The sequence below is a fragment of the Kitasatospora sp. NPDC001119 genome (genome assembly GCF_053598475.1).
Map to the genome: position 1 here is coordinate 1 of NZ_JBSFKI010000079.1, position 21,350 is coordinate 21,350.

Consider the following 21,350-nt stretch of genomic DNA (forward strand, 5'->3'; position numbering starts at 1 on the left):
GGACTCACGCGCTCACCAGGACTTTGAAACGGCCCTGCACCAGGCGCCATGAGTTCTTGCTTGACAACGCTCGGTTATCAAGACGGAACTGGCTGATTCCGATCGGTCGGTGCGTCAGACACCCAAGCCGAGGCACATCCCGCCTGTCGCGTCGATCGTGTGACCGGTGACCCATCGGGCGTCGTCGGCGGCGAGGAAAGCAACCACGTCGGCGATGTCGGACGGTTCCCCGATGCGGCCCAGAGCGGTAGCCGCTGTAACGCTGGCCACCGCCTCAGGGTATGCCTTGAGCATGCTGATCATGTCCGTGTCGGTGACCCCTGGAACCACGGTGTTGACAGTGATGTTGCGCTGCCCAAGGGCGTGGGCGAGGGTCCGGCCGAGGATGTCGAGCGCGCCTTTGGTCATGCCGTAGACAAGTTCATGGGAGACCGCGATTCGGGTCACTGACGAGCTGATGTTGATGATGCGTCCGCCGTCGCGCAGGATCGGTAGAGCGCGCTGGGTGATGAAGAACGGTGCGCGTACGTTGACGGCGAAGACTCGGTCGAACTGCTCCGGGGTGGTGCTCTCGATGGAGCCGGAGTGCCCGACAGCTGCGTTGTTGACGAGGATGTCGAGAGCCTGACCATTCAGCCCAGCCTCGAGTTCCGCGAACAGAGTGTCAATGTCCCCGACGGTACCCAGTTCGGCCCGAACCAGGAATGCCTGACCGCCCGCCCGAGTGATGTCGGTGACCGTCTCTTGGGCTGCCTCCTCGTTGCTGCCGTAGTGTACGGCGACACGTACGCCATCCTCGGCGAGCCGCCGGGCGATGGCTCGCCCGATCCCGCGTGAGCCGCCAGTTACCAGCGCAGTCCTTCCGGTCGAATGTGCCATATCGGAACTCCTTCTCCGGGGATGATCGGCAGAGCGAACGACGCCTCCATTTGGGGCGAGACCGATCCTGATTTTTGAGCGTCAGGAACCGCTGAAGATCCTCTGAAGAGCCTGGTCCTTGCCGGAGCCGGGCCGTCGGGCAACCGAAACGAGCGTGCCCCCTGCTGCGACCTGGCGCAGCAGGGGGCACGGCGTTACCCCGATCTTAGGAACGTCACGGCATGAGCCGTACCGGGGACCTTCCATCGATCCGCCATGCCGAGCCGGTGGTCTCTTTGGCGTGGTCGGAGGCGGCGTAACGGACGACCTCGGCGATCTCCTCCGGGTGCACGTTCTGGTTCCGGTAGGAAGCCGTCTCCGTCCTCGTGAGGACACCTTGGACCAGCTCGTGCGGGAAGTCCTCGACGATCTCGCTGTTCACCAGAGTGCTTCCGGCTGTGCGGCCCGGCGTCGACAGCACCGAGTTGACGGTCACTCCGGTTTCGGCGACGGTCTGTGCCAGGCCACTGGTGGCGGCGAGGTGGGCGGACCGGGTGAAGCCGGAGTGCATCGTCTCCATGGGGGTCCAGGCCGTGGGCTCGCAGTCAACGAAGACGACACGTCCCCATCCACGCTTGACCATACCGGGAAGGTAGTGACGGGCCAGCCGGATCCTAGACAGCACTTCCGTCTCGAAGAAGCGCCGCCACTCGGCATCAGGACGTTCCAGGACGGACGCAGTCGAGGAGGTGGTGGAGGTGTTCACGAGCACGTCGACCCTTGAAACTGCCGCGAGCAGCGCGTCGATTCCGTCCGAGGTGTCGAAGGCTGCAGCAAAGCCGGTGATGTCCGTGCTGGCGGAGATCTCGCAAAGCCGGTCCACAGTATCTGCCGTTCGCCGCCGGTCCTCGTCGGTCACCACGACGGTGGCCCCACTGTTGGCGAGCACGGCTGCGATCGCGCAGCCGACCTCCGAAGCCGCTCCGGTTACCAGTGCGGTACGCCCGGTCAGGTCGATGTTCATGGGCTGATTTCCTTTCAGAGCGCTGGTGAGTCTTGGACAACCGGTCAGTGCGCCCCGGCACTAGCCGGCTCCCGGCCGACGGCCGGTGCCGGGGCTGGCTTGCTGATGAAGCGGACAGCCAACAGGAAGGCGAGAAGACTCAGGACCGCGGACGCCAAGAAGACAAGGCCGAGTCCGTTCGCCCCCGCCGCGTGCAACCCGGAGACGTCCGCGACACGGCCGTTGCTGATGGCCACGGCGGTGCTGTGAGGGTTGGGAACCTGGCCGCGAAGCTTCTTGGCCATGCCTGCCTGGAACACCAGGCCGAGAACCGCGACGCCGAGAGTTTGGCCGAGTTGCCGGAAGGTCGCCATGGAACCCGAGGCCATTCCGCCACGGGCCGGGGGGACTGCGGCCATGACCGCAGAGTTGACCGCCGGACCGCCGATTCCGACACCGGCACCGATGATGACCAGTCCAGGCAGCAGGGTCAGCCAGTCCGAGTTGGCGTCGACCAGGAGCCACTCCAGGGCACAGCCGACTCCGGTCAGCAGCAGGCCGGTGCTGATGGTTACGCGTGGCGAAAGCTTGTGCAGCAACCGTCGGCCGGTGTAGGTCGAGCCGACGAAAGAGGTCATGGCGAGCGGGATCAGGGTCAGGCCGGCAGCCAACGGGCCAAGGCCAATTACGGACTGCAGCCACACTGAGGTGTAGACCAAACAGGCAAAGACAACGGCTGACGCCGTGACAGAGAACATCACGGTCACGAACGAGGCATTGCGGAAGAGAGCGAGGTCGAGCAGCGGGTGCTCGCTGCGGTGCTCAATCACGAGGAAGGCGACCAGCGCGACAGCCGACAGCGCAAAGAGCTCGAGGGTCGGAGTGCTGGTCCAACCACCGTCGGCGGCCCTGATGAGTGCGTAGGTCAAGGCTCCGGAGCACACTCCGAAGGCCAGCATGCCCGGCAGGTCGACGCGAGATCCGCCAGGTCGTTCCGACTCCTTCACGAAAGCGGCGGTCAGCGTGAACGCGAGCACGCTCACGGGAAGGTTGATGAAGAAGATCGCCCGCCAGTTCAGGTACTGGGTGAGCAGGCCACCGAGCAGCGGGCCGACCGCTGCAGCGGCGCCGAGGACGGAGCCCCAGACGCCGAACGCGGTGCCACGGTCCTTTCCGTCGTAGGTCCCGCCGAGCAAGGCCATGCTTGTGACAATCATGGCAGCGCCTCCGATGCCCTGCACGCCGCGGGCAACGATCAGAACGGCTGCGTTCGGTGCCAGGCCGCAGACCAGTGAGGAGAGCGCAAACACGGTGAGTGCTGTGAGGTTGACGCGGCGTCGACCGAAGAGGTCGGCCACCGAGCCGGCGCCGAGAGTGAACACGCCCAGGGAGAGGGTGTAGATGTTCAGGACCCACAGCAGGCTGGACAAGGGAGCATGCAAACCCTGTGCCATGTCTGGGACGGCCACTGTGACCACTGTGGTGTCCACGATCAGCATGAACGAGCCCAGGCAGACCGCTACCAGCGGCCACCACTTGCGCATCGCGATTCTCCTTCGCACGGAGTTTTCGGTGACCCTCGAAGGATTGCGGCGTCTGAGGAGAAACGCTAGCTACGGACGTAGTTATGGTGCTTTCCGTCATCAGATAGCTTGGGGGTATGGAATCCATCACGCTCGACAGTCTTGACCGAGGCCTTGTTCACGCGCTCCACCTGGATGGCCGGGCCTCCTTCAGTAAGGTCGGCGATGTCCTCGGTGTCTCCGAGAACACTGCTGCCCGCCGCTACCGGCGGCTCCGTTCGGCCGGGGTTCTGCGCGTGGTCGGCGGGGTGGTCGGGTCCCGTCTGGGTTACGAGGGATGGACGATCCGGATCCGCTGCACCCCGGACGCGTCCACCACGATCGCTGCAGCGCTCGCCCGCCGCCCTGACACGTTCTGGGTCCACCTGCTCTCCGGTGGCACCGAGATCTCCTGCATCACCCAGGCGCGCACCCCGGAAGAGCGCGACTCCCTGCTGCTGCAGAAGCTCTCCCGTACCACGCGGGTCAGCTCAGTCACCGCACACGCTATGCTCCAAGGCTTCGCTCGCCCGAGCGGCTGGGCCGCCCTGGCCTGGCTCTCCGAGGCACAGGTCGATCGGCTACGTCCGGCTCCGCCAGTGCCCGGCGCCGATCCGGTCACCCTCGACGAGGGCGATCACGCCTTGTTGGAGGCACTGTCCAGGGACGGCCGCGCAAGCTACACCGAACTGACCTCCTGCACCGGTTGGTCGGAGTCCACTGTGAAGCGCCGGATGGAGCACCTGCGCCACACCGGCGTGCTGTCCTACGAGGTGGATATTCCAGCAGCAGCGCTCGGCTATCACGCTGAGGCCCGGTTGTGGATGTCGGTGCGACCATCGGCGCTGGTCTCAGTGGCGACTGAACTAGCCAGCCATCCTGAGGTCAACTTCGTCGCCGTGACGACGGGCCCGAGCAACCTGGTGGCTGCCGTCGTCTGCCGGGACAGTCGTGATCTCTACCGCTACCTGACCGAGCGGATCGGCGCCCTGGACGAGGTGCAGAACATGGAGACGGCGCCGGTGATCCGCACCGTCAAGCGCACCGGTGCAGTGTTGCCCATGTGAACGATCCTTAGTGCGTCTTCAGAGGATCCCGACCGGCCGCAGCGAAGCTCGTCGTGCTGCCCGGTGAGTCGTGGGCACCAGACCCATGACCGGGATATCTGGAGGCTACAGCGCAATGGATTCAACCGATAACGAACTGCAATTCGTCCTGGACACTGCGAGCGGTTTCTGGCGGGCCAGGACACTCTTTGCCGGAGTAGAGCTCGGACTCTTCACGTACCTCGAGAAGGGGCCGGCTAGCGAGTCGGACATCGTGCGTGAACTCGGCCTCCACCATGCGGGTGCACGAGACTTCCTCGATGCTCTGGCAGCTGTCGGACTGCTTCGGCGTGAGGCTGCCGGATACGTCAACTCTGACGCAGCCTCACGCTACTTGGACTTCGGAAAGGACTCCTACGTTGGCGGGTTCCTCGCTTTTATGAGCCATGCGCTCTATCCTGCCTGGGGCCGGCTCACCGAATTGCTGCGCACCGGTGATCGGCAGGAGGGCGTCGACTCCTTCGGCGAGTGGTACCGGGACCTGGACCAAGTCCGCGGCTTCATGGCCGCGATGGACAGCGTGTCCGCGGCGGTCACCGCCGAACTCACCCGGCGCTTAGACTGGGATAAGTACCAGACCTTCACTGATCTCGGCGGCGCCCGCGGGAATCTGACAGCCAATTTAGCGAAGTCGCATTCGCAGCTTCGCGGTACCTGCTTCGACATGCCGGCGGTTCAGCCGCTCTTCGAGGAGCATATCGCCGGATTCGGCCTCGGTGACCGGGTGAAGTTCCAGGGCGGAGACTTCCTGACCGACCCGCTTCCGGCCGCCGATGTCCTCATCTTCGGCCATGTCCTGCACGATTGGGACGAGACGACTCGCCGGCAGCTCGTCAAGCGGGCCTACGAGGCGGTCAACCCGGGCGGTGCTCTGGTGATCTACGACGAACTGCTCGACGACGACCGGAACGGTCCGGAGCGAAGCCTGCTGATGAGCCTGAACATGCGACTGGTGCGCACCGGTGGCTCCGAGTACACCGTCACGGAGTGCCGCACGTGGCTGACCGAGGCGGGCTTCACCGACATTCGAGTGGAGGACCTCACCGCCACTGAGAGGCTTGTGGTCGCCCACCGGCCGCTGTCCTGAGCCTGTTTGGAGTTCGGGATGAACCGTGTGGACCACGCCGACCGTTCGGCGCTCAGCGTGTGCCTGCGGCTGTTAAAGGGCCTCGGCAGGGGGCTCGCCGCGCTGGGACAGTTCCACGGCGCCATGCCCGCCAGGATGTACCCGACGAATGATGACAGGCCATCACCTGAACGGCCAGGGTCGCCGCATGGCCATCCGGAGCGAACACCGCTGCCCGGGCCGCCGACTCAGGACGAGCTGCTGATCTGGCGTGGGCTCGGTTGGCGACCGCACGACGAACGGGCCTGATGACCCGAAGGGAAAGACAATGCCAGACACGGAGATTCCGGTATTGATCATCGGAGGGGGGATGTCGGGGTTGGCCTCCGCACTCTTCCTTCGTCAACAGGGCGTCGACTGCATGGTGATCGAGCGCAACACGAGTACGTCCCAGTTGCTCCGCTCCACCCACGTGAGCCCGCGCACCATGGAGTTGTTCCGCACGCTCGGCATTGAGGGGGCGGTACGGGACGTTGCCGAGAGGTTTGTTCTCGGAAAGCACTGGTCCGACCCGGAGCTGCCACCGCACCACCTGCCTCGCGTCATCCTGCGGGCGAAATCCCTGGCGGACATCGTCGAGGGCGATGTCTTGGTGATGGCCGAGGGCGAGAACGACTTCCACGACATCGGTCCGGCCGAGGCGGTCTGGTGCGGCCAGGACAAGGTCGAACCGATCATGTTCGAAGAGGCCGTCCGGCGCGGCGCCCGGGTCAACTTCAACACCGAGATGGTGAGTTTCGAGGCGGACGCCGACGGCGTGACGACTGTGATTCGAGATCGCGCCACCGGCGAGGAGAACACGGTCCGCTCGCGGTACCTGATCGCCGCGGACGGCGCGCACGGATCGATCCGCAAGACGCTCGGCATCCAGCGGAGCGGGCACGGGACGCTCGGCCACGTCTTCAACATCCTGTTCAAGGCGGACATCGACGCTGTGCTCGACGGGCGGCGATTCATGATCCTCTACCTCCTGAACCGCGAAGCGCCCGGCATGCTGTTCAAGCTGGACGATCAGCGGTGGATCTTCGGCCTCTTCTGCGACCCGGAGTTCATCGCCGAGGGCGGGGCTTCCCCTGAGCGATGCGTCGAGCTGGTCCGAGCTGCTCTTGGGGAGCCTGATCTCGACATCGACATCCAGACGACCATGGGCTGGTGGATCGGCCACGGCATCGCCGATACCTATTCCTCGGGCCGGGTGTTCCTGGTCGGAGACGCCTGCCATGTGCTGCCCCCCACAGGCGGGTTCGGCGCCAACGCGGGTATTCAGGATGCGAGCAACCTGGCCTGGAAGCTGGCCGGAGTGCTGCAAGGCTGGGCGGACGAGCGGCTGCTCGACACGTACGAGACCGAGCGGCGGCCGGTGGGCAGCGTGACCATCGATCAGGCATGGATGCGGCACGTCCGGTGGAGCAACCCGCAAGACACGACGATCCACGATGAGCGGGACCAGACCATCGTTACCACGGCGTACCGCTACTCCTCGCCAGCGATCATCGGGGCCGACCATGACGAGGTGCTGGGCCGGGAGCTGGAGATCGACGGCCGACCCGGCATGCGTGTCCCGCACGTCTGGCTGACCCGAGCCGGCGAGAAGGTGTCGTCGGTCGACCTGCCGGGCGAATCGTTCGTGCTCCTGGCCGGCACTGACGGTTCCGCCTGGGTCACCGCTGGATGTACCGTCGCGCGTCGACTGGGTATCCCGCTTGAGGCCCATCAAATCGGTCCGCAGCATCAACTGGCAGACCACCAAGGAACCTTCAAGAAGGCCAGTGGCATCAGCTCACGAGGTGCCGTGCTGATCCGCCCCGACGGCTTCGTCGCCTGGCGATCAGAGGACGTCGAGGCCGACCCCGACCGTGTCCTCGCGCGAGTGCTGTCGACGGTCACCAGCCGCGCATGACCTCCCCCAGAACAGAAGGACATCGCATATGAGCAACCTGTCCATAGACCCCGACCACGGCTTGTTCACCACGATCAACATCTTCCACACCTCGCCCGAGAATCAGGGCCGACTGCTCGACACGCTGGTCGAGGGCATGGCGCTGCTTGACCGCGAGCCGGGATTCGTCGGAACCGCCGTGCACAGCAGTCATGACGGCACCAAGGTCGTCGCCTACGTGCAGTGGCACAGCAAGCAGGCGTTCGAGGCCACACGGGGACGGTCCGATACCCAGGGCCATTTCGCCCGGGTCGGCCAAATCGTCACCGCAGTCGACAGCATCGCCTGCGGGGTCACCGAAACCTATACCCGCCGATCCCTGTCCTTCGAACACGCCGTGGAGTCCTGATGCGTGCAGTCACGATTACCGAGTTCGGTGCTCCGGACGTCCTCACAGTGGCAGAACTTCCCGCGCCTGAGCTTGGCGAAGGGGAGGTGCTGATCCGAGTCCAGGCGGCGGCGGTGCACCCGCTCGACCTCGTGGCGCGGGCAGGCTACCTCGGCCCGATGCTGCCGGCCGGGCCGCGCTACGTGCTGGGCGCCGACGTCGCGGGCACAGTCGAGGCGATCGGGCTAGGTGCCGTCGGTTTCACGCCTGGCCAGGCCGTCGTGGGCATGTCCAACTGGCCGGACACCAAGACCGGGACGCAGGCCGAGTATGTCGTGCTGCCGACCGCGGTACTGGCGCCAGCGCCGGCCGAGGTATCCCCGGTTGAAGCCGCGACGCTGCCACTGAACGGCCTGACTGCAGCTCAGGCGCTCGACCTCCTCGCGCTCCCGGCGGGCTGCACCCTGGTGGTAACCGGGGCCGCTGGCGGCGTGGGCGGCTTCGCCGTCGAGCTGGCTCGCCACCGCAGGCTGCGGGTCATCGGGATCGCCGCCAAGCAGGACGAGCAGTTCCTCGCCGGACTTGGTGCCGAGTTCATCCCGCGCTCCGACGACCCGGCTGGCGCGGTTCGGGCGATCGTGTCGGACGGGGTGGACGGAGTGTTGGACTGCGCGTCGATCGGCGGACCGATGCTGGCCGCCGTACGTGACGGTGGCGCCTTCGTGGCGGTCACCCCACCGACCCCGCCACAGTCCGAGCGACGCATCCGAGTCGGCTTGGTGCTGGCTCGCGGGACTGCGGCCCAACTCGACGAACTGGCACGCATGGTGGAGCGCAAGCAATTGACTCTACGTCCTCCGGTGACCTTTGACCTGGCCCGCGCGGCCGAGGCACACCAGGCGCTCGCAGCGGGCGGGACGCGCGGTGGAGTCGTCCTGGTACCCGGGACCGAGCGCGGGTGAACCCATGACGGAACTGACCCTGGACGACCTGATTCACCTCACCAGGACCTACGCAGGTGAGACCGAAGAGGGGGCCCTCGACGATGACGTCGTCGATGTCCTGTTCGGCAACCTCGGCTACGACTCCATTGCCCTGCTCGAAGTCGTCGCTCAGATCAAGCACCAGTACGGCATTGACCTGGCCGACGACACGATAGGGACCGCGCGGACGCCTCGCGAAGTTCTCGCCCGAGTGAACTCGGTCATCCAATCAACCCAGCACATTTGAGGAAGTGAAGAAGTGACCAGGTCGCCTGATGAGACCACGAAGAGTTTCCTCCCCAACGACCTCTACGGTCTGCAGCTCGTCCTGCTCGCCTCCGGCGGGCGGCTGTTCCAAGTTGTGCACGCCCTGGCCGAGCTCGGGATAGCCGACATCCTGGCCGATGGCCCGCTGCCGGTGAGTGAAATCGCCGCCCGTTCCGGCGCACACGAGCTGTCCCTGAAGCGACTGCTGCGCTGCTCCGCGATGCTCGGGATCTTCGCGGAGGGCCCGACCGGTACCTTCGCGTCGACTCCGGTAACCCAGGCTCTGCGGAGTGACAACCCGCACGGAGTGCTCCCGTTGATCAGGTACAACCACATGGCGCTCACCGCCCGCCCGTTCGACGAGATCCTGCACAGCGTGCGAACCGGGGAGCCGGCCTTCTCCAAGGTATTCGGCGTGTCCTTCAACGAGTACCTGCAGCAGGACCCTGAGGCGGACCGCTTCTGCGACGAGTTCCAGTCCTACTGGGGACGGCAGTTCGCCCAGGAGGAACTGGATCAGTGGGACCTGGGCCGGTTCGCCAGCATCGCGGATCTGGGCGGCGGCGACGGGTACTTCCTGGCCCAGGCCCTACGGCGGTATCCCGAGCTGCGGTCCTGCCTGCTTGATCTGCCGTGGATGTCGGAGAAGGCCGAGGCAGTCCTCACCGAGCATGAGGTCGTGGACCGGGCCGCCATCGTGCCCGGCGATCTGCTCACCGACCCGGTGCCGGAGGGATACGACGCCTACTTCGTCAAGGCGGTCTTCATGCGTTTCTCCGACGACGAGGCAGATCATGTCCTGCGGAGCATCCGCAAGGCGATCGGTAACACCGACGCGCGTCTGCTGGTGGTCGACTCCGTTCTCAAGGAGGGCAACGACTGGGACCACGGCAAGCTGCTGGACATCGACATGCTGGTGCTGCACGGGGGTCGGAAGCGCAATCTGGCCGACTGGCAGGGTCTGTTCGCCCGGAGCGGCTTCGAGCTCCTGAACGAGCCGACTTACCACTGGGATCTGCTCGAATGCAGGCCGGTCTGAGCAGCCAGCAGGCGCAGGAGCACCTGCGGCACCGCATCGCTGACGCCGTCTTCTTCCTGGTGTGGACCTCTCGCCACCGTCATCTGACCTGGCCCCACACTCCAGCAACCAACCACCGCCGCGGCGGCCCCTACAGGGAGCCGCCGCGGCCGACCGGAGGAGAAACCTGTGCCGACCCTCGGCGCGAGCCGAACCAAGCTGCGGGAGATCCTGACCGCTCAGATCGGACTGGAACCCGAGGTGGTCGACGGAGCGGGCAACGCCTCGCTGACCGACCTCGGAGTTGACTCGATCGGAGTGATCGAGCTCGAGAAGGCCGTCTTTGACGAATACGGCGTCGACCTGCCCGACGAGACGTCGGCGATGACCATCGGGCAGATCATCGACCACATCGACGCCACCGCAAGGAGCGCCAGCTGATGCCCGGCAAGACCGATAACTCCATCTTCATCGCTGCCCCCATCGAGTTGACGTGGCAGCTGACCAACGATGTCCGCACCTGGCCGGAACTCTTCACCGAGTACGCCGCAACCGAGGTCCTCGACGAGGAGGGCAACACCGTCAGGTTCCGCCTGACGATGAAGCCGGACGACGACGGCACGGTATGGAGCTGGGTGAGCGAGCGGACCACGGACCCCGCGACCAGGTCAGTCACCGCGCACCGGGTCGAGACTGGCCCCTTCGAATACATGCGGATCCACTGGACCTACCGGCCCGAGGGCAATGGCACCGTGATGCGCTGGCAGCAGGAGTTCGCCGCCAAGCCCGACGCCCCCTTCAATGACGAGGGCATCACCAAGCGGATCAACGACAACACGGCCATCCAGATGGCCGTGATCAAGCAGAAGGTCGAGCGGGCGGCGCAGGCCGCGGCCGTGTCGGCTCGGCACTCGGACTGATCGTCATGGCGGACCGAACACTCGACGACTGGTTTGCAGACTCTGTCCGCGCGCATGGCGACGAACCGGCTCTCGAAGTCCCTGGCGAGCGGTTGAGCTACCGGCAACTCGACGCTCTCGCCCAGACCATGGCGGAGCGCGTACTGCGGGAACACGGTAGGCATCCCTCCAGGATCGGCCTGTACGGTACCCGGACCCTGGCCGCCTGCGCCGGCTACCTTGCTGTCCAGCGGCTGGGGGCCACTGTCGTACCGCTCAACCCGGCATTCCCGTGGGGCCGGAACGAGCAGATCACCAGGACCGCGGCACTGGATCTGGTGCTCTCCGAGAACCCGCTGCCGAACTGCCCGGTGCCGGTGGTCGAGATGACGCCGGCCGTGCCAGCGACGTTGCAGACTCAGCCGCTCCCCCAGCTGGAGCGAATCGTACGGGCCGAAGACCGGCCGGCCTACATCCTGTTCACCTCGGGTTCCACCGGTACTCCCAAGGGAGTGCCGATCCGGCACGGTAACGTTTCGGCGCACCTGTGCCATGTGATCCCCCGGTACGGATTGGGCCCCGGCTCCCGGGTGAGCCATACCTTCGATCTGACCTTCGACCTTTCGGTCTTCGACCTCTTCGCGACGTGGGGCTCCGGCGCGACCCTGGTGGTGCCCAGCCGGACGGACTTGATGAACCCGGCCCGGTTCGTCGCGCAGAGCCGGATCACTCACTGGTTCTCGGTACCGTCGGCAATCTCGACGGCCCAGCAACTTGGACGCCTCCAGCCGCGATCGATGCCGGATCTGCGCTGGAGCCTCTTCTGCGGTGAGCCTCTTACGCTTGATCAGGCGAGGGCCTGGCAGGCGGCGGCGCCGAACGGTGTCCTGGAGAACCTGTACGGCCCCACCGAACTCACGCTCAGTTGCGCCCAGTACCGCCTCCCGGCGGACCCGGACAGGTGGCCACGACCGTCCAACGGGACCGTGCCGATCGGCGAGCTGTACCCGGGGGCGGAGGAGGTCGTGATCGACGAGCGCGGTCGGGTCGGCGCCGTCGGCGAACTCTGCGTGCGTGGCGCGCAGCGGTTCGACGGTTACCTTGACCCCGCCGACAACCAGGGCCGCTTCCTCGCCTGCGACGGAGGAAGTGCGGTGATCTGGCGCGGTCGCGGCGCTCCCGGCCGCCAACTCTGGTACCGGACTGGCGACCTGGTGCGGAGGGCCGATGACGTCTCGCTGGTCCACCTCGGGCGACTCGACCAGCAGGTGAAGGTTCAGGGTTACCGGGTCGAGCCGGGCGAGATCGAGTCGGTGCTACGGGAGCAGCCCGGAGTCCAGCAGGCGGTCGTGGTCGCGGTGGCCAGACCAGGCGGCGCAACCGTCCTGCACGCCGTCGTCACGGGTGACCGCGGAGCCGAGGCCGGACTCCTCGATGCGCTCCGGGAACGGCTGCCCGCCCACATGGTGCCGCGCACCGTCGCCCGACGGTCCCGCCTGCCGCTCACACCCAACGGAAAGATCGATCGTCGAGCGGTTGCTGTCGAACAACTCGCGCTCAACGACTGACGGTCCACAGGAGCAAAGATGCAACGTGTTCTCTTCATCGACCGTATGGACCCGCAGAACGCGGAAGCCGTGGCCGACATCTGGACGGCGCATGACGCCACTGGCCTGCCACAGGAAATCGGCGTCGTGCGGCGGAACCTCTACCGCTTCGGCGGACTCTATATCCACCTTGTCGAAGCCGGCCCGGAGGTCAGGGAGGACCTGACGGACCGGATCTACGCGGCCCGCGCCGACCGGCGGTTCGTGGAGACCAGGAACGGCCTGGAGGAGTACTTGTCCCCGTACCTGCCGGACAGCCGGAACCTCAAAGACACCAAGGCCGAAGAGTTCTACCGATGGCAGGCCTGACCGCTTACTCCGTTCGCAACTCAGTCAGGAGCAAAGAGTGACCCAGTTGATCAAAATTGCGATGAAGGAAGCCCCGGCCAGCAAGCGGCTCGGTGGGACCATCCGGCCTCTGCTCACACCCACGTCGGTCGGGGCGGGATCGGGCTTCCTCGGCACGATGGCCTTGGAGCCCGGCGAATTCATAGCCGAGCACATCCACCCCTACTCCGACGAGTTCCTGTTCGTCGCACAGGGCTCCGTCGTGCTCCGCGTCGACGGCGAGGAGTTGGCCCTCGATACGCACGAGGCCGCCATGGTGAGCAAGCACGGATCGCATCGGATCGAGAACCGAGGAGACAGCCCCGCGTTGGTGGTCTTCCAGATCGCCCCACTCGCGCCCAGCCCGGAGGAAGGGCATGTGGAGGTCGAGGCGCCGCCCTTCCCGTACGCGGCTCCACCGTCAGTGGGGCGGTGAGGGATGCGCAGGGCAGTGATCACCGGGATGGGCGTGGTGGCCCCCGGCGGGGTGGGTACCAAGCCCTTCTGGCAGCAGATCACATCGGGTCAGTCAGCGATTCGCCCCGTGTCGCTCTTTGACGCTGCGCAGTTCCGCTCGCGCGTGGCCGGCGAGGTCGACTTCGACCCGCAGGCAGCCGGGCTGACTGAGGAACAGACCGAACGGCTCGACCGTATGGTGCAGTTCGCACTGGTGGGCCTCGGTGAGGCGCTGGGTGACAGCGGGTTGTCGCTGGAGTCGCTGGACCCGGGACGGATCGGCGTAAGCCTCGGTACGGCGGTGGGGTGCACCATGGGGCTGGAGAGCCAGTACGCCAAGGTCAGCCGCGGTGGGCAGGACTGGCTGGTCGACCACCAACTCGCCGCCCCGCACCTGTTCGACTACTTCGTGCCGTCATCACTGGCGCGCGAGGTGGCGTGGGCAACCGGAGCCGAGGGGCCCGCAACGGTGGTATCCACCGGTTGCACCTCGGGCTTGGATGCAGTCGGCAACGCACTCGATCTGATCAGGACCGGTGCGGCGGACGTAGTGATCACCGGCGCCTCAGACGCACCACTGTCGCCGATCACATACGCATGCTTCGACGCGTTGAGAGCCACCTCGCCCGACAACGACGACCCCGCCAGCGCATGCCGACCGTTCGACGCAACCCGCAACGGGTTCGCGCTGGGCGAGGGGGCGGCGGTGTTCGTCTTGGAAGAGTTGGAGCACGCCCGCCGGAGAGGGGCCCATCTCTACGCCGAACTGGCCGGGTTCGCCACCCGTTGCAACGCCTACCACATGACCGGACTGCGGCCCGACGGGCGAGAGATGGCGGAGGCGATCCAGACGGCGATGGACCAGGCCCGGCTGGCGGCCGGCGGTCTCGACTACATCAACGCGCATGGATCCGGGACCAGGCAGAACGACCTCCACGAGACGGCGGCTTTCAAACGCGCCCTCGGCGCCGCGGCGTACGACATTCCGGTGAGTTCGATCAAGTCGATGATCGGGCACGCCCTCGGTTCGGTCGGCTCGATCGAACTTGCGGCCTGCGCTCTCGCCATAGAGCACGGGGTGATCCCACCGACCGCCAACCTGCGCCACCAGGATCCGGAATGCGACCTCGACTATGTGCCACTTGTTGCACGGGATCAGCGGGTCGACACCGCGCTCAGCGTCGGCAGCGGCTTCGGTGGCTTCCAGAGTGCGGCGCTCTTGACCCGGGTGAGGAATGAACGGCCATGACAGCACGAGTCGTCGTGACGGGCGCAGGTGTGGTCGCGCCCAATGGGATCGGTGCCAAGGAACACTGGGAGGCCGTGCTGGCTGGCCGCAGTGGGATCGGGCGGCTGGAGCGCTTCGATGCTTCGTGTTACCCGACCAGCGTGGGCGGGGAGGTAAGCGGCTTCGTGCCCGCTGAGCACGTGCCTGGCCGACTCGTGCCGCAGACCGATCGGGTCACCCAATTCTCCCTCGCAGCAGCGGACATGGCACTGCAGGATGCGGATATTGAGCCGGCGGACCTCGCCGACGGGCGGTTTGGCGTCATAACCGCCAACGCCTGCGGCGGGTTTGAGTTCGGACAGCGGGAGCTCCAGAAGCTGTGGAGTGAGGGCCCGCACCGGGTCAGCGCGTACCAGTCATTCGCCTGGTTCTACGCGGTCAATACCGGGCAGCTCTCGATCCGACACGGTGCCCGGGGGCACAGCTCGGTCCAGGTAGCCGAACAAGCCGGCGGTCTCACCGCCTTGGCGACGGCCCGCCGGAAGGTGCTGGACGGCACACTCGCTCTGGTTCTCAGCGGTGGACTGGACGCCCCGCTGTCGCCATGGGGCCTTACCGCACAGATACCTAACGGGCTCCTCAGCCGCGAGGCAGACCCGACAAGGGCATACCTGCCCTTCGATCAAGCAGCCGCCGGCTATGTGCCGGGCGAGGGCGGCGCGATCCTGGTCCTGGAGGAACTGGCGGCGGCGCGCGAGCGCGGTGCGGCGAATATCTACGGGGAGATCGCAGGCTATGCGGCCTCCTTCGATCCGCCGCCCGGATCGTCGCGGCCACCAACCCTGACCAAGGCCATCACCGGCGCGCTGGCTGATTCGGGCCTCGACCGGAGTGCCGTCGACGTCGTCGTGGCCGACGCGAGTGGCGTGCCCGAGCTGGACGCGGTAGAGGCGGAAGCGCTCGCAGAGGTATTCGGCCCGCGCACCGTACCGGTATGCGTCCCGAAAACCACCATCGGCCGACTGTACGCCGGTGGGGCTCCGCTCGATGTCTTCAGCGCACTGATGATGATCAAGGACGGCATAGTCCCTGCCGCCGCGAACATCAGCAACATCCCGCCCGAGTACCGGATCGACCTGGTGGTCGGGCAACCCCGGAGACTGCCGGTTCGCACCGTGCTGGTCCTGGCCCGGGGTCACGGTGGTTTCAATTCCGCGCTGCTCGTAAGTGCCGTCTGAGATCGGAGAGTCCGCATGGCAACCGTGTCCGTTCAGGACGACTACTACACGCTGGTCAACGTGTTCACCGTGGACCCCGCGGACCAGCAAAGGATCCACGACGTGATCGTGGAGGCGACCGGAATCATCGAGAAGTTCCCCGGCTTCATTTCAGCCAACGTGCACAAGAGCCACGGCGGCACCCGGGTGGTGAACTATGCGCAGTGGCGCAGCAAGGCGGACTTCGACGCCATGCACCGCCACCCGGACGTGCAGGAGCACTTCCAGGCATGCCGTGCGATTACCGACAACATTGAACCGATCTTCTGCATGGTCCATCATGTCCATGTCAAAACTGATGGTTCGTCATCTTGAGTAATCAGCGAAAGTGGGGCCGCTGGTTCCTTGGCTCGGCGGCCCCCGCCACTGCCCGGATCGTGCTGTTCTGCCTGCCGAACGCCGGCGGAGGCGGTACGGGCTATCTGCGCTGGCAACGGATGATGCCCGAGAACGTCTGGATCCAGCCGGTCCAGCTGCCTGGCCGGGAGAATCGGATCACAGAGCCGCCGGGCTTCGACCCGGCGGAGCTTGCTCAGGCCCTTCACCAGTACGCTGACCGCCCGTTCGCGCTCTACGGGCACAGTATGGGCGGCGTGCTCGGCTTCGAGGTCTCACGTCAGTTGGAGAGCTTCGGCGGAGCCGGCCCGAACCGACTCTATGTTGGTGCGAGCCACCCACCGCAGGTGGACTGCTCCTGGCTCCGAAGCTGGATCGGCAGCTCGGACGAGTCCTTGCTGAAGCAGGTGGCCGAGCTTGGCGGAGTACCCGCAGCGGTGCTCGAACACCCACGCTCGCGGGACCGGGTTGTCCGGGTGCTCCGCGCGGACCTCGACTGGTTGTCCCGATACCAGTTGGTGAGGGGTTCGTCTGCGCAATCTGCGCGGCTGACCGTCCCTGTCACGGCGTTTGCCGCCGACAGAGACCGGATGGCCGGTCCGGACGTGATGCGTCACTGGGGCGACCTGACCTCGGCCGAGTTCCGACTCAATCTGCTCCGCAGTGGTCATCTCTTTCATTTGACCGACCCTCGCCTCTTGGTCTCGCTGATCGCAACAGACCTGAGCGCCGACGTGCGCCGTCCCTGACCTGTCTGCTTTCCATCGAATGGAGATTCACCATGCGAGTCCTGCTCGCGGTCATGCCATCGCCGACCCACCTGCATCCTTTCGTACCTCTCGCCTGGGCCCTCCAGGGCGCCGGCCACCAGGTTCGGGTGGCCAGTGGGCCGGAGATGATCGACACCATCACCGCTGCCGGCCTGACCGCAGTGGCGGTGGGCAGTGTGGCCGATCTCGGTGCCGCGGTGCGGGGGTGTGCCGAGGACCAGACACTGGACCGGATCATCGACCCCCTGGCCGAGGGCGCTGAGGACCCAGGCCTGTGGAAGCTGATCCGGCTCTACCTGATGTCTCCGTTCTGGATGCACTTTCCAGCAGAAGTGTCGACCGACGGTCCGCGACCCATGGTGGACGACCTCGTGCAGTTCGCCCGTGCCTGGCAGCCCGACCTGGTCCTTTGGGACCCGATGTGCTTCCCGGCGGCGATCGCCGCCCGGGCTTCCGGTGCTGCGCACGCCCGGCTGCTGTGGGGGCCGGACTACTTCGCCTGGACCCGGGAGCGGTTCCTGGAGCGCCTGCGTGCTCCGGAGATGGAACCCGCCGAGGACCTGATGGCCCGGATGACGGAGCCCACTCTGCAGCGGTTCGGGATCGAGTTCGACGAGGAGCTGCTGGTCGGCCAGTGGACAGTCGACCCGATGCCGGAACGTATGCGCCTGCCGGTGGACCTGCCGTATCTGCCAGTCCGCCGGGTTCCCTATACCGGGGTCGCGGCCGTCCCGGAGTGGTTGTACGAAGCACCCGACCGCCCGCGGGTCTGTCTGACCCTCGGGGTGAGCACGCGGGAGCACTTCGACAAGAACGGCGGGCTGCCGATGGCCGAGTTGCTCCGAATGGTCTCCGACTTGGACGTCGAGCTGGTCGCCACACTGAACACCGATCAGCTCGCGGCGGTCGGTGACCTCCCGAAGAACGTCCGAGTGATCGACTATGTGCCGCTCGACCTGCTGCTGCCGACCTGCTCGGCAGTGATTCACCACGGCGGCGGCGGCACATTCGCGGCCGCGGCCGCGCACCAGGTACCGCAGCTGGTCTGTGCGCGGGCCTCCGGGCAGTCGATGGATGTCGCCAGGTACGTCGAAGACCGGGGCGCTGGGCTCGTCGGTCCGGACATCGACGGCGACCAGTTCCCGGTGTCGGAGGTGCGGGAGCGGCTGGTCCGCCTGCTGCAGGAGCCCTCGTTCCGGCACGGTGCCGCTGACCTGTACCAGGAGCTGCTGGCTACCCCGAGCCCTAACGACCTCGTCCCGCTGTTGGAAAAGCTCACTGCTCAGCACCAGGGCGAGGGCAGGCATGCCTGAGGCTATCTCGGATGTCCACACCTGGCTTGCCGAGCGGACACAGCGGAACGAATACCGAGTCAGCAGAACGCCGTTGGATCAGTTGGACGGCTGGTGCATTGACCCGGTGAGCGGGGACATCACGCATCACAGCGGGCGGTTCTTCTCGGTGCGTGGGGTCGAAGTGGAGACGGACCACCGCGACACCAAGACCTGGACCCAGCCGATCATCCTCCAGCCGGAGATAGGCATCCTCGGGATCACCGTCCGCCGGGTCGGAGACCAGGTGCAGTGCTTGATGCAGGCGAAGATGGAGCCGGGCAACGTCAACCTGGTCCAGTTGTCGCCGACGGTCCAGGCCACTCGGAGCAACTACACCAGGGCACACGGGGGAAGCCCCGTGCCTTATTTGGAGCACTTCACAAGTCCACGCGACTCCAGAGTCGTCTATGACGCCCTTCAGTCGGAGCAAGGCTCATGGTTCCTCGACAAGCGGAACCGCAACATGATCGTTGAGGTTGCTGGGGAACTGCCACTGCACGACGACTTCCGCTGGATCGGTACTGACCAGCTCGCCGAGCTCATGAAGACGCCGAATCTGGTGAACATGGATGCCCGTACCGTTCTGGCCGGCCTGCCATTCTTCGATCAGGGCGGCCCGGGTGCTGACGAAGCGCCGCTGCACAGCGTCGGAGAACTACTGAGCTGGTTCACCGAGGCCAGATCGCGCTACCACCTGAATCGAAGGCTGGTGCCGCTTGCCCAGGTGCCACATTGGGTGCGGTCACCAGAGTGCATAGCTCACGAGGAGGACCGACACTTCTCCGTGATCGGCGTTGCTGTCCAGGCAACCAACCGTGAGGTGGGGCACTGGTCCCAGCCGATGCTGGAGCCGGTTGGCCGGGGCGTGATCGGATTTCTAGGCCGCCACATCGACGGAGTGTTCCATCTCCTGGTGCAAGCCCGTACGGAGGCCGGTACAGGAGACATCGTGGAGATGGCGCCGACTGTCAGTTGCATACCTGCCAACTACGCCGGTACGCGTTCTGATTGCCGACCGCGCTACCTGGACGAGATCGAGTGGGTGCCGCAAACCGGAGTGCTGGTGGACGTGATCCACTCAGAGGAAGGCGGGCGCTTCTTCCAAGCGGAGAACCGCTATCTCGTGGTCGACGTGGGTGAGGACTTCGGGCTGGATGTCCCCGACGACTTCTGCTGGATGACGCCGAGGCAGCTGACGCGCTTCGTTCGGTACGGCAATCACGTCAATGTGGCGGCCCGCTGCCTGCTGAGTTGCCTGACCAGCCGATGGAGGAACCATGCGGATTGAGGAGATGAAGGTCGCCGACGCCTTCAGGATCACTCCGGAGCAGCTACCGGACCGCCGAGGCTTGTTCTTCGAGGCCTGGCGAGCCGGAGAGTTGACCGAGCTGACCGGTCGACCCTTCGCTGTGAAGCAGGTCAACTTCTCGGTCTCATCTCGCAATACGCTGCGCGGAATCCACGGAACCAAGTTACCGCCGGGCCAGGCGAAGCTGGTCACTTGTGTGCGTGGTGCAGCCCTCGATGTGGTGGTCGATCTGCGGGTCGGATCACCAACGTTCGGGATGTTCGACACCACGCTTCAGGAGGCCGGTTCAGGAATCGGCGTCTATCTGCCGGACGGCCTGGGCCACGCCTTCCTGGCACTGACCGACGACACCTGCATGAACTATCTCTGCTCGCAGGAGTATGTACCCGGGACGATGATCGATATCCAGGCACTCGACCCCGAGCTGGGAATCCCGTGGAACCTGGACGGACCCCCCATACGCTCCGACAAAGACGCGGCCGCGCCGACTCTCGCCGAAGCTGCTGCGCAGGGGCTGCTGCCGTCCTATACATCATGCCTCCGTGGGGCGGAAGGATGACCCGGGCTCCACGGAGGCACGGTCGGCTGCGCTTCGGTGTGATGGGCTGTGCGGACATCGCCTGGCGGCGCACCCTGCCCGCAATGGTGGCCGAGCCAGGAACAACGCTGGTGGCCGTCGCCAGCCGGAACCGGGCAAAGGCAGAGCGGTTCGCCGAGCGATTCGGCTGCGAGGCTGTGGTCGGCTACCAGACGCTGCTGGACCGATCTGATATCGATGCGGTCTACATTCCGCTGCCGGCGATGCTGCACGGTGAGTGGATCGAGCGGTCACTGCTGGCGGGGGTCCACGTGCTGGCTGAGAAGCCGCTGACGACGGACCGGCGGCTCACCCAGCGGCTGGTGCAGCTGGCGAAGGCCCGCGACCTGTTACTGATGGAGAACTTCATGTTCCTCCAGCACTCCCAACACGCCGAGGTGAGGCGTCTGCTGAGCCAAGGCGTGATCGGCGAAATCCGCTCGTTCACCAGTGCTTTCACCATCCCGCCGAAGCCGGCTGAGGACATCCGCTACCAGCCCGACATCGGAGGCGGTGCGTTGTGGGACGTCGGAGTGTATCCGCTCCGAGCCTCGCTCCACTTTCTCGGCGCTGGACTGGAGGTGGTCGGAGCGTTGTTGCGGCACGCCAGACAGCCCGACGTGGTGGTGAGCGGCAGCATCCTGCTGAGCACTCCAGCAGGCGTCAGCGCGCAGCTTGCCTTCGGTATGGAGCACTCCTACCGAACTGACTACGAGTTCTGCGGCAGCGACGGCAGGCTGTCGCTGGACCGGGTCTTCACACCGCCCGATAGCCACCAGCCTGTAGTCCGGATCGAGTGGCAGGATCACCGTGAGGAGCTTGTGCTGCCTGCCGACCGACAGTTCGCCAAGGTGATCGCCACCTTCGTTCAAGCGGTCGCGGCGGGTACTGACACGGTGCCGTCGACCGACAGTTCGGTTCAGCTGGCAGCGCTGATCGAGCAGGTGGACACGGTGGCCCGGCACACGTACGGCGGGTGAACCGACTGCTAACACAGCTATCCCAGGGCCGTTTCAAAGTCCTGGTGAGCGCGTGAGTCT

At 65.9% G+C, this 21,350-nt stretch carries 24 protein-coding genes; 21 read left to right on the forward strand and 3 right to left on the reverse strand.

The window, feature by feature from the left end; translation table 11 throughout:
* Positions 1-114: 114 nt before the first annotated feature.
* From ACWDD9_RS43105 to ACWDD9_RS43115, 3 genes are all read right to left on the reverse strand, one after another.
* Positions 115-879, reverse strand: coding sequence for an SDR family NAD(P)-dependent oxidoreductase (locus ACWDD9_RS43105; RefSeq protein ID WP_449814700.1), 765 nt, complete (start codon positions 877-879; stop codon positions 115-117).
* A gap of 214 nt (positions 880-1,093) precedes the next feature.
* Positions 1,094-1,882 (reverse strand): SDR family NAD(P)-dependent oxidoreductase, encoded by a 789-nt coding sequence (locus tag ACWDD9_RS43110; RefSeq protein ID WP_449814701.1) that lies wholly within the window; start codon positions 1,880-1,882, stop codon positions 1,094-1,096.
* Between the two features lie 44 nt (positions 1,883-1,926).
* The gene (locus ACWDD9_RS43115; RefSeq protein ID WP_449814702.1) at positions 1,927-3,405 is read right to left on the reverse strand and encodes an MFS transporter; all 1,479 of its coding nucleotides are present in this window, start codon (positions 3,403-3,405) and stop codon (positions 1,927-1,929) included.
* A 116-nt stretch (positions 3,406-3,521) separates the two neighbouring features.
* Between ACWDD9_RS43115 and ACWDD9_RS43120 the strand changes: the two genes are divergently transcribed.
* From ACWDD9_RS43120 to ACWDD9_RS43220, 21 genes are all read left to right on the forward strand, one after another.
* The gene (locus ACWDD9_RS43120) at positions 3,522-4,490 is read left to right on the forward strand and encodes an Lrp/AsnC family transcriptional regulator (RefSeq protein WP_449814703.1); all 969 of its coding nucleotides are present in this window, start codon (positions 3,522-3,524) and stop codon (positions 4,488-4,490) included.
* 115 nt (positions 4,491-4,605) lie between these two features.
* Positions 4,606-5,616, forward strand: coding sequence for a methyltransferase (locus ACWDD9_RS43125; protein WP_449814704.1), 1,011 nt, complete (start codon positions 4,606-4,608; stop codon positions 5,614-5,616).
* A gap of 18 nt (positions 5,617-5,634) precedes the next feature.
* Entirely contained in the window at positions 5,635-5,904 is a 270-nt protein-coding gene (locus ACWDD9_RS43130) for a DUF6059 family protein (RefSeq protein WP_449814705.1), read from the forward strand.
* Between the two features lie 19 nt (positions 5,905-5,923).
* Positions 5,924-7,555 carry an FAD-dependent monooxygenase gene (locus tag ACWDD9_RS43135; RefSeq protein ID WP_449814706.1) on the forward strand — a complete coding sequence of 544 codons (1,632 nt, stop codon included), beginning with the start codon at positions 5,924-5,926 and terminating at the stop codon, positions 7,553-7,555.
* Positions 7,556-7,583: 28 nt separating this feature from the next.
* Positions 7,584-7,943, forward strand: coding sequence for an antibiotic biosynthesis monooxygenase family protein (locus ACWDD9_RS43140; RefSeq protein ID WP_449814707.1), 360 nt, complete (start codon positions 7,584-7,586; stop codon positions 7,941-7,943).
* Positions 7,943-8,884, forward strand: coding sequence for an NADP-dependent oxidoreductase (locus ACWDD9_RS43145; protein ID WP_449814708.1), 942 nt, complete (start codon positions 7,943-7,945; stop codon positions 8,882-8,884). Before ACWDD9_RS43140 ends, ACWDD9_RS43145 begins: the two co-directional genes overlap by 1 nt.
* 4 nt (positions 8,885-8,888) lie before the next feature.
* Entirely contained in the window at positions 8,889-9,152 is a 264-nt protein-coding gene (locus ACWDD9_RS43150; protein WP_449814709.1) for an acyl carrier protein, read from the forward strand.
* 12 nt (positions 9,153-9,164) lie between these two features.
* Positions 9,165-10,211 carry a methyltransferase gene (locus ACWDD9_RS43155; protein ID WP_449814710.1) on the forward strand — a complete coding sequence of 349 codons (1,047 nt, stop codon included), beginning with the start codon at positions 9,165-9,167 and terminating at the stop codon, positions 10,209-10,211.
* Between the two features lie 168 nt (positions 10,212-10,379).
* Positions 10,380-10,631, forward strand: a complete 252-nt coding sequence (locus ACWDD9_RS43160; protein WP_449814711.1) for an acyl carrier protein — start codon at positions 10,380-10,382, stop codon at positions 10,629-10,631.
* Positions 10,631-11,110 (forward strand): SRPBCC family protein, encoded by a 480-nt coding sequence (locus ACWDD9_RS43165; protein ID WP_449814712.1) that lies wholly within the window; start codon positions 10,631-10,633, stop codon positions 11,108-11,110. The genes ACWDD9_RS43160 and ACWDD9_RS43165 overlap by 1 nt, the downstream gene beginning before the upstream one ends.
* Positions 11,111-11,115: 5 nt before the next feature.
* Entirely contained in the window at positions 11,116-12,657 is a 1,542-nt protein-coding gene (locus ACWDD9_RS43170) for an amino acid adenylation domain-containing protein (RefSeq protein WP_449814713.1), read from the forward strand.
* 18 nt (positions 12,658-12,675) lie between these two features.
* Positions 12,676-13,005, forward strand: coding sequence for a TcmI family type II polyketide cyclase (locus tag ACWDD9_RS43175; protein WP_449814714.1), 330 nt, complete (start codon positions 12,676-12,678; stop codon positions 13,003-13,005).
* A 37-nt stretch (positions 13,006-13,042) separates the two neighbouring features.
* On the forward strand, positions 13,043-13,459 hold the full coding sequence (locus ACWDD9_RS43180; protein WP_449814715.1) for a cupin domain-containing protein: 417 nt from the start codon (positions 13,043-13,045) through the stop codon (positions 13,457-13,459).
* Between the two features lie 3 nt (positions 13,460-13,462).
* Positions 13,463-14,728, forward strand: a complete 1,266-nt coding sequence (locus ACWDD9_RS43185; RefSeq protein ID WP_449814716.1) for a beta-ketoacyl-[acyl-carrier-protein] synthase family protein — start codon at positions 13,463-13,465, stop codon at positions 14,726-14,728.
* Positions 14,725-15,945: a ketosynthase chain-length factor gene (locus tag ACWDD9_RS43190; protein WP_449814717.1), complete on the forward strand. Its 1,221-nt coding sequence runs from the start codon at positions 14,725-14,727 to the stop codon at positions 15,943-15,945. Before ACWDD9_RS43185 ends, ACWDD9_RS43190 begins: the two co-directional genes overlap by 4 nt.
* A 15-nt stretch (positions 15,946-15,960) precedes the next feature.
* Positions 15,961-16,299, forward strand: coding sequence for an antibiotic biosynthesis monooxygenase family protein (locus ACWDD9_RS43195; RefSeq protein WP_449814719.1), 339 nt, complete (start codon positions 15,961-15,963; stop codon positions 16,297-16,299).
* Positions 16,296-17,069: a thioesterase II family protein gene (locus ACWDD9_RS43200; RefSeq protein WP_449814720.1), complete on the forward strand. Its 774-nt coding sequence runs from the start codon at positions 16,296-16,298 to the stop codon at positions 17,067-17,069. Before ACWDD9_RS43195 ends, ACWDD9_RS43200 begins: the two co-directional genes overlap by 4 nt.
* A gap of 32 nt (positions 17,070-17,101) precedes the next feature.
* Entirely contained in the window at positions 17,102-18,403 is a 1,302-nt protein-coding gene (locus tag ACWDD9_RS43205; RefSeq protein WP_449814721.1) for an activator-dependent family glycosyltransferase, read from the forward strand.
* On the forward strand, positions 18,396-19,712 hold the full coding sequence (locus ACWDD9_RS43210) for an NDP-hexose 2,3-dehydratase family protein (RefSeq protein ID WP_449814723.1): 1,317 nt from the start codon (positions 18,396-18,398) through the stop codon (positions 19,710-19,712). The genes ACWDD9_RS43205 and ACWDD9_RS43210 overlap by 8 nt, the downstream gene beginning before the upstream one ends.
* Positions 19,702-20,292: a dTDP-4-dehydrorhamnose 3,5-epimerase family protein gene (locus ACWDD9_RS43215; protein WP_449814724.1), complete on the forward strand. Its 591-nt coding sequence runs from the start codon at positions 19,702-19,704 to the stop codon at positions 20,290-20,292. Before ACWDD9_RS43210 ends, ACWDD9_RS43215 begins: the two co-directional genes overlap by 11 nt.
* Before the next feature lie 83 nt (positions 20,293-20,375).
* Complete coding sequence (locus ACWDD9_RS43220) at positions 20,376-21,290, forward strand: Gfo/Idh/MocA family protein (protein WP_449814725.1); 915 nt, start codon at positions 20,376-20,378, stop codon at positions 21,288-21,290.
* Positions 21,291-21,350 lie beyond the last annotated feature (60 nt).

Bases quoted from the DNA above. Each gene is read 5' to 3' on its own strand.
- ACWDD9_RS43220 (WP_449814725.1), top strand. From the start codon at position 20,376: ATGGTGGCCGAGCCAGGAACAACGCTGGTGGCCGTCGCCAGCCGGAAC.
- ACWDD9_RS43125 (WP_449814704.1), top strand. From the start codon at position 4,606: ATGGATTCAACCGATAACGAACTGCAATTCGTCCTGGACACTGCGAGC.
- ACWDD9_RS43140 (WP_449814707.1), top strand. From the start codon at position 7,584: ATGAGCAACCTGTCCATAGACCCCGACCACGGCTTGTTCACCACGATC.
- ACWDD9_RS43175 (WP_449814714.1), top strand. From the start codon at position 12,676: ATGCAACGTGTTCTCTTCATCGACCGTATGGACCCGCAGAACGCGGAA.
- ACWDD9_RS43215 (WP_449814724.1), top strand. From the start codon at position 19,702: ATGCGGATTGAGGAGATGAAGGTCGCCGACGCCTTCAGGATCACTCCG.
- ACWDD9_RS43205 (WP_449814721.1), top strand. From the start codon at position 17,102: ATGCGAGTCCTGCTCGCGGTCATGCCATCGCCGACCCACCTGCATCCT.
- ACWDD9_RS43170 (WP_449814713.1), top strand. From the start codon at position 11,116: ATGGCGGACCGAACACTCGACGACTGGTTTGCAGACTCTGTCCGCGCG.
- ACWDD9_RS43130 (WP_449814705.1), top strand. From the start codon at position 5,635: ATGAACCGTGTGGACCACGCCGACCGTTCGGCGCTCAGCGTGTGCCTG.
- ACWDD9_RS43105 (WP_449814700.1), bottom strand. From the start codon at position 879: ATGGCACATTCGACCGGAAGGACTGCGCTGGTAACTGGCGGCTCACGC.
- ACWDD9_RS43120 (WP_449814703.1), top strand. From the start codon at position 3,522: ATGGAATCCATCACGCTCGACAGTCTTGACCGAGGCCTTGTTCACGCG.
- ACWDD9_RS43150 (WP_449814709.1), top strand. From the start codon at position 8,889: ATGACGGAACTGACCCTGGACGACCTGATTCACCTCACCAGGACCTAC.
- ACWDD9_RS43145 (WP_449814708.1), top strand. From the start codon at position 7,943: ATGCGTGCAGTCACGATTACCGAGTTCGGTGCTCCGGACGTCCTCACA.
- ACWDD9_RS43135 (WP_449814706.1), top strand. From the start codon at position 5,924: ATGCCAGACACGGAGATTCCGGTATTGATCATCGGAGGGGGGATGTCG.
- ACWDD9_RS43190 (WP_449814717.1), top strand. From the start codon at position 14,725: ATGACAGCACGAGTCGTCGTGACGGGCGCAGGTGTGGTCGCGCCCAAT.
- ACWDD9_RS43115 (WP_449814702.1), bottom strand. From the start codon at position 3,405: ATGCGCAAGTGGTGGCCGCTGGTAGCGGTCTGCCTGGGCTCGTTCATG.
- ACWDD9_RS43110 (WP_449814701.1), bottom strand. From the start codon at position 1,882: ATGAACATCGACCTGACCGGGCGTACCGCACTGGTAACCGGAGCGGCT.
- ACWDD9_RS43195 (WP_449814719.1), top strand. From the start codon at position 15,961: ATGGCAACCGTGTCCGTTCAGGACGACTACTACACGCTGGTCAACGTG.
- ACWDD9_RS43185 (WP_449814716.1), top strand. From the start codon at position 13,463: ATGCGCAGGGCAGTGATCACCGGGATGGGCGTGGTGGCCCCCGGCGGG.
- ACWDD9_RS43210 (WP_449814723.1), top strand. From the start codon at position 18,396: ATGCCTGAGGCTATCTCGGATGTCCACACCTGGCTTGCCGAGCGGACA.
- ACWDD9_RS43165 (WP_449814712.1), top strand. From the start codon at position 10,631: ATGCCCGGCAAGACCGATAACTCCATCTTCATCGCTGCCCCCATCGAG.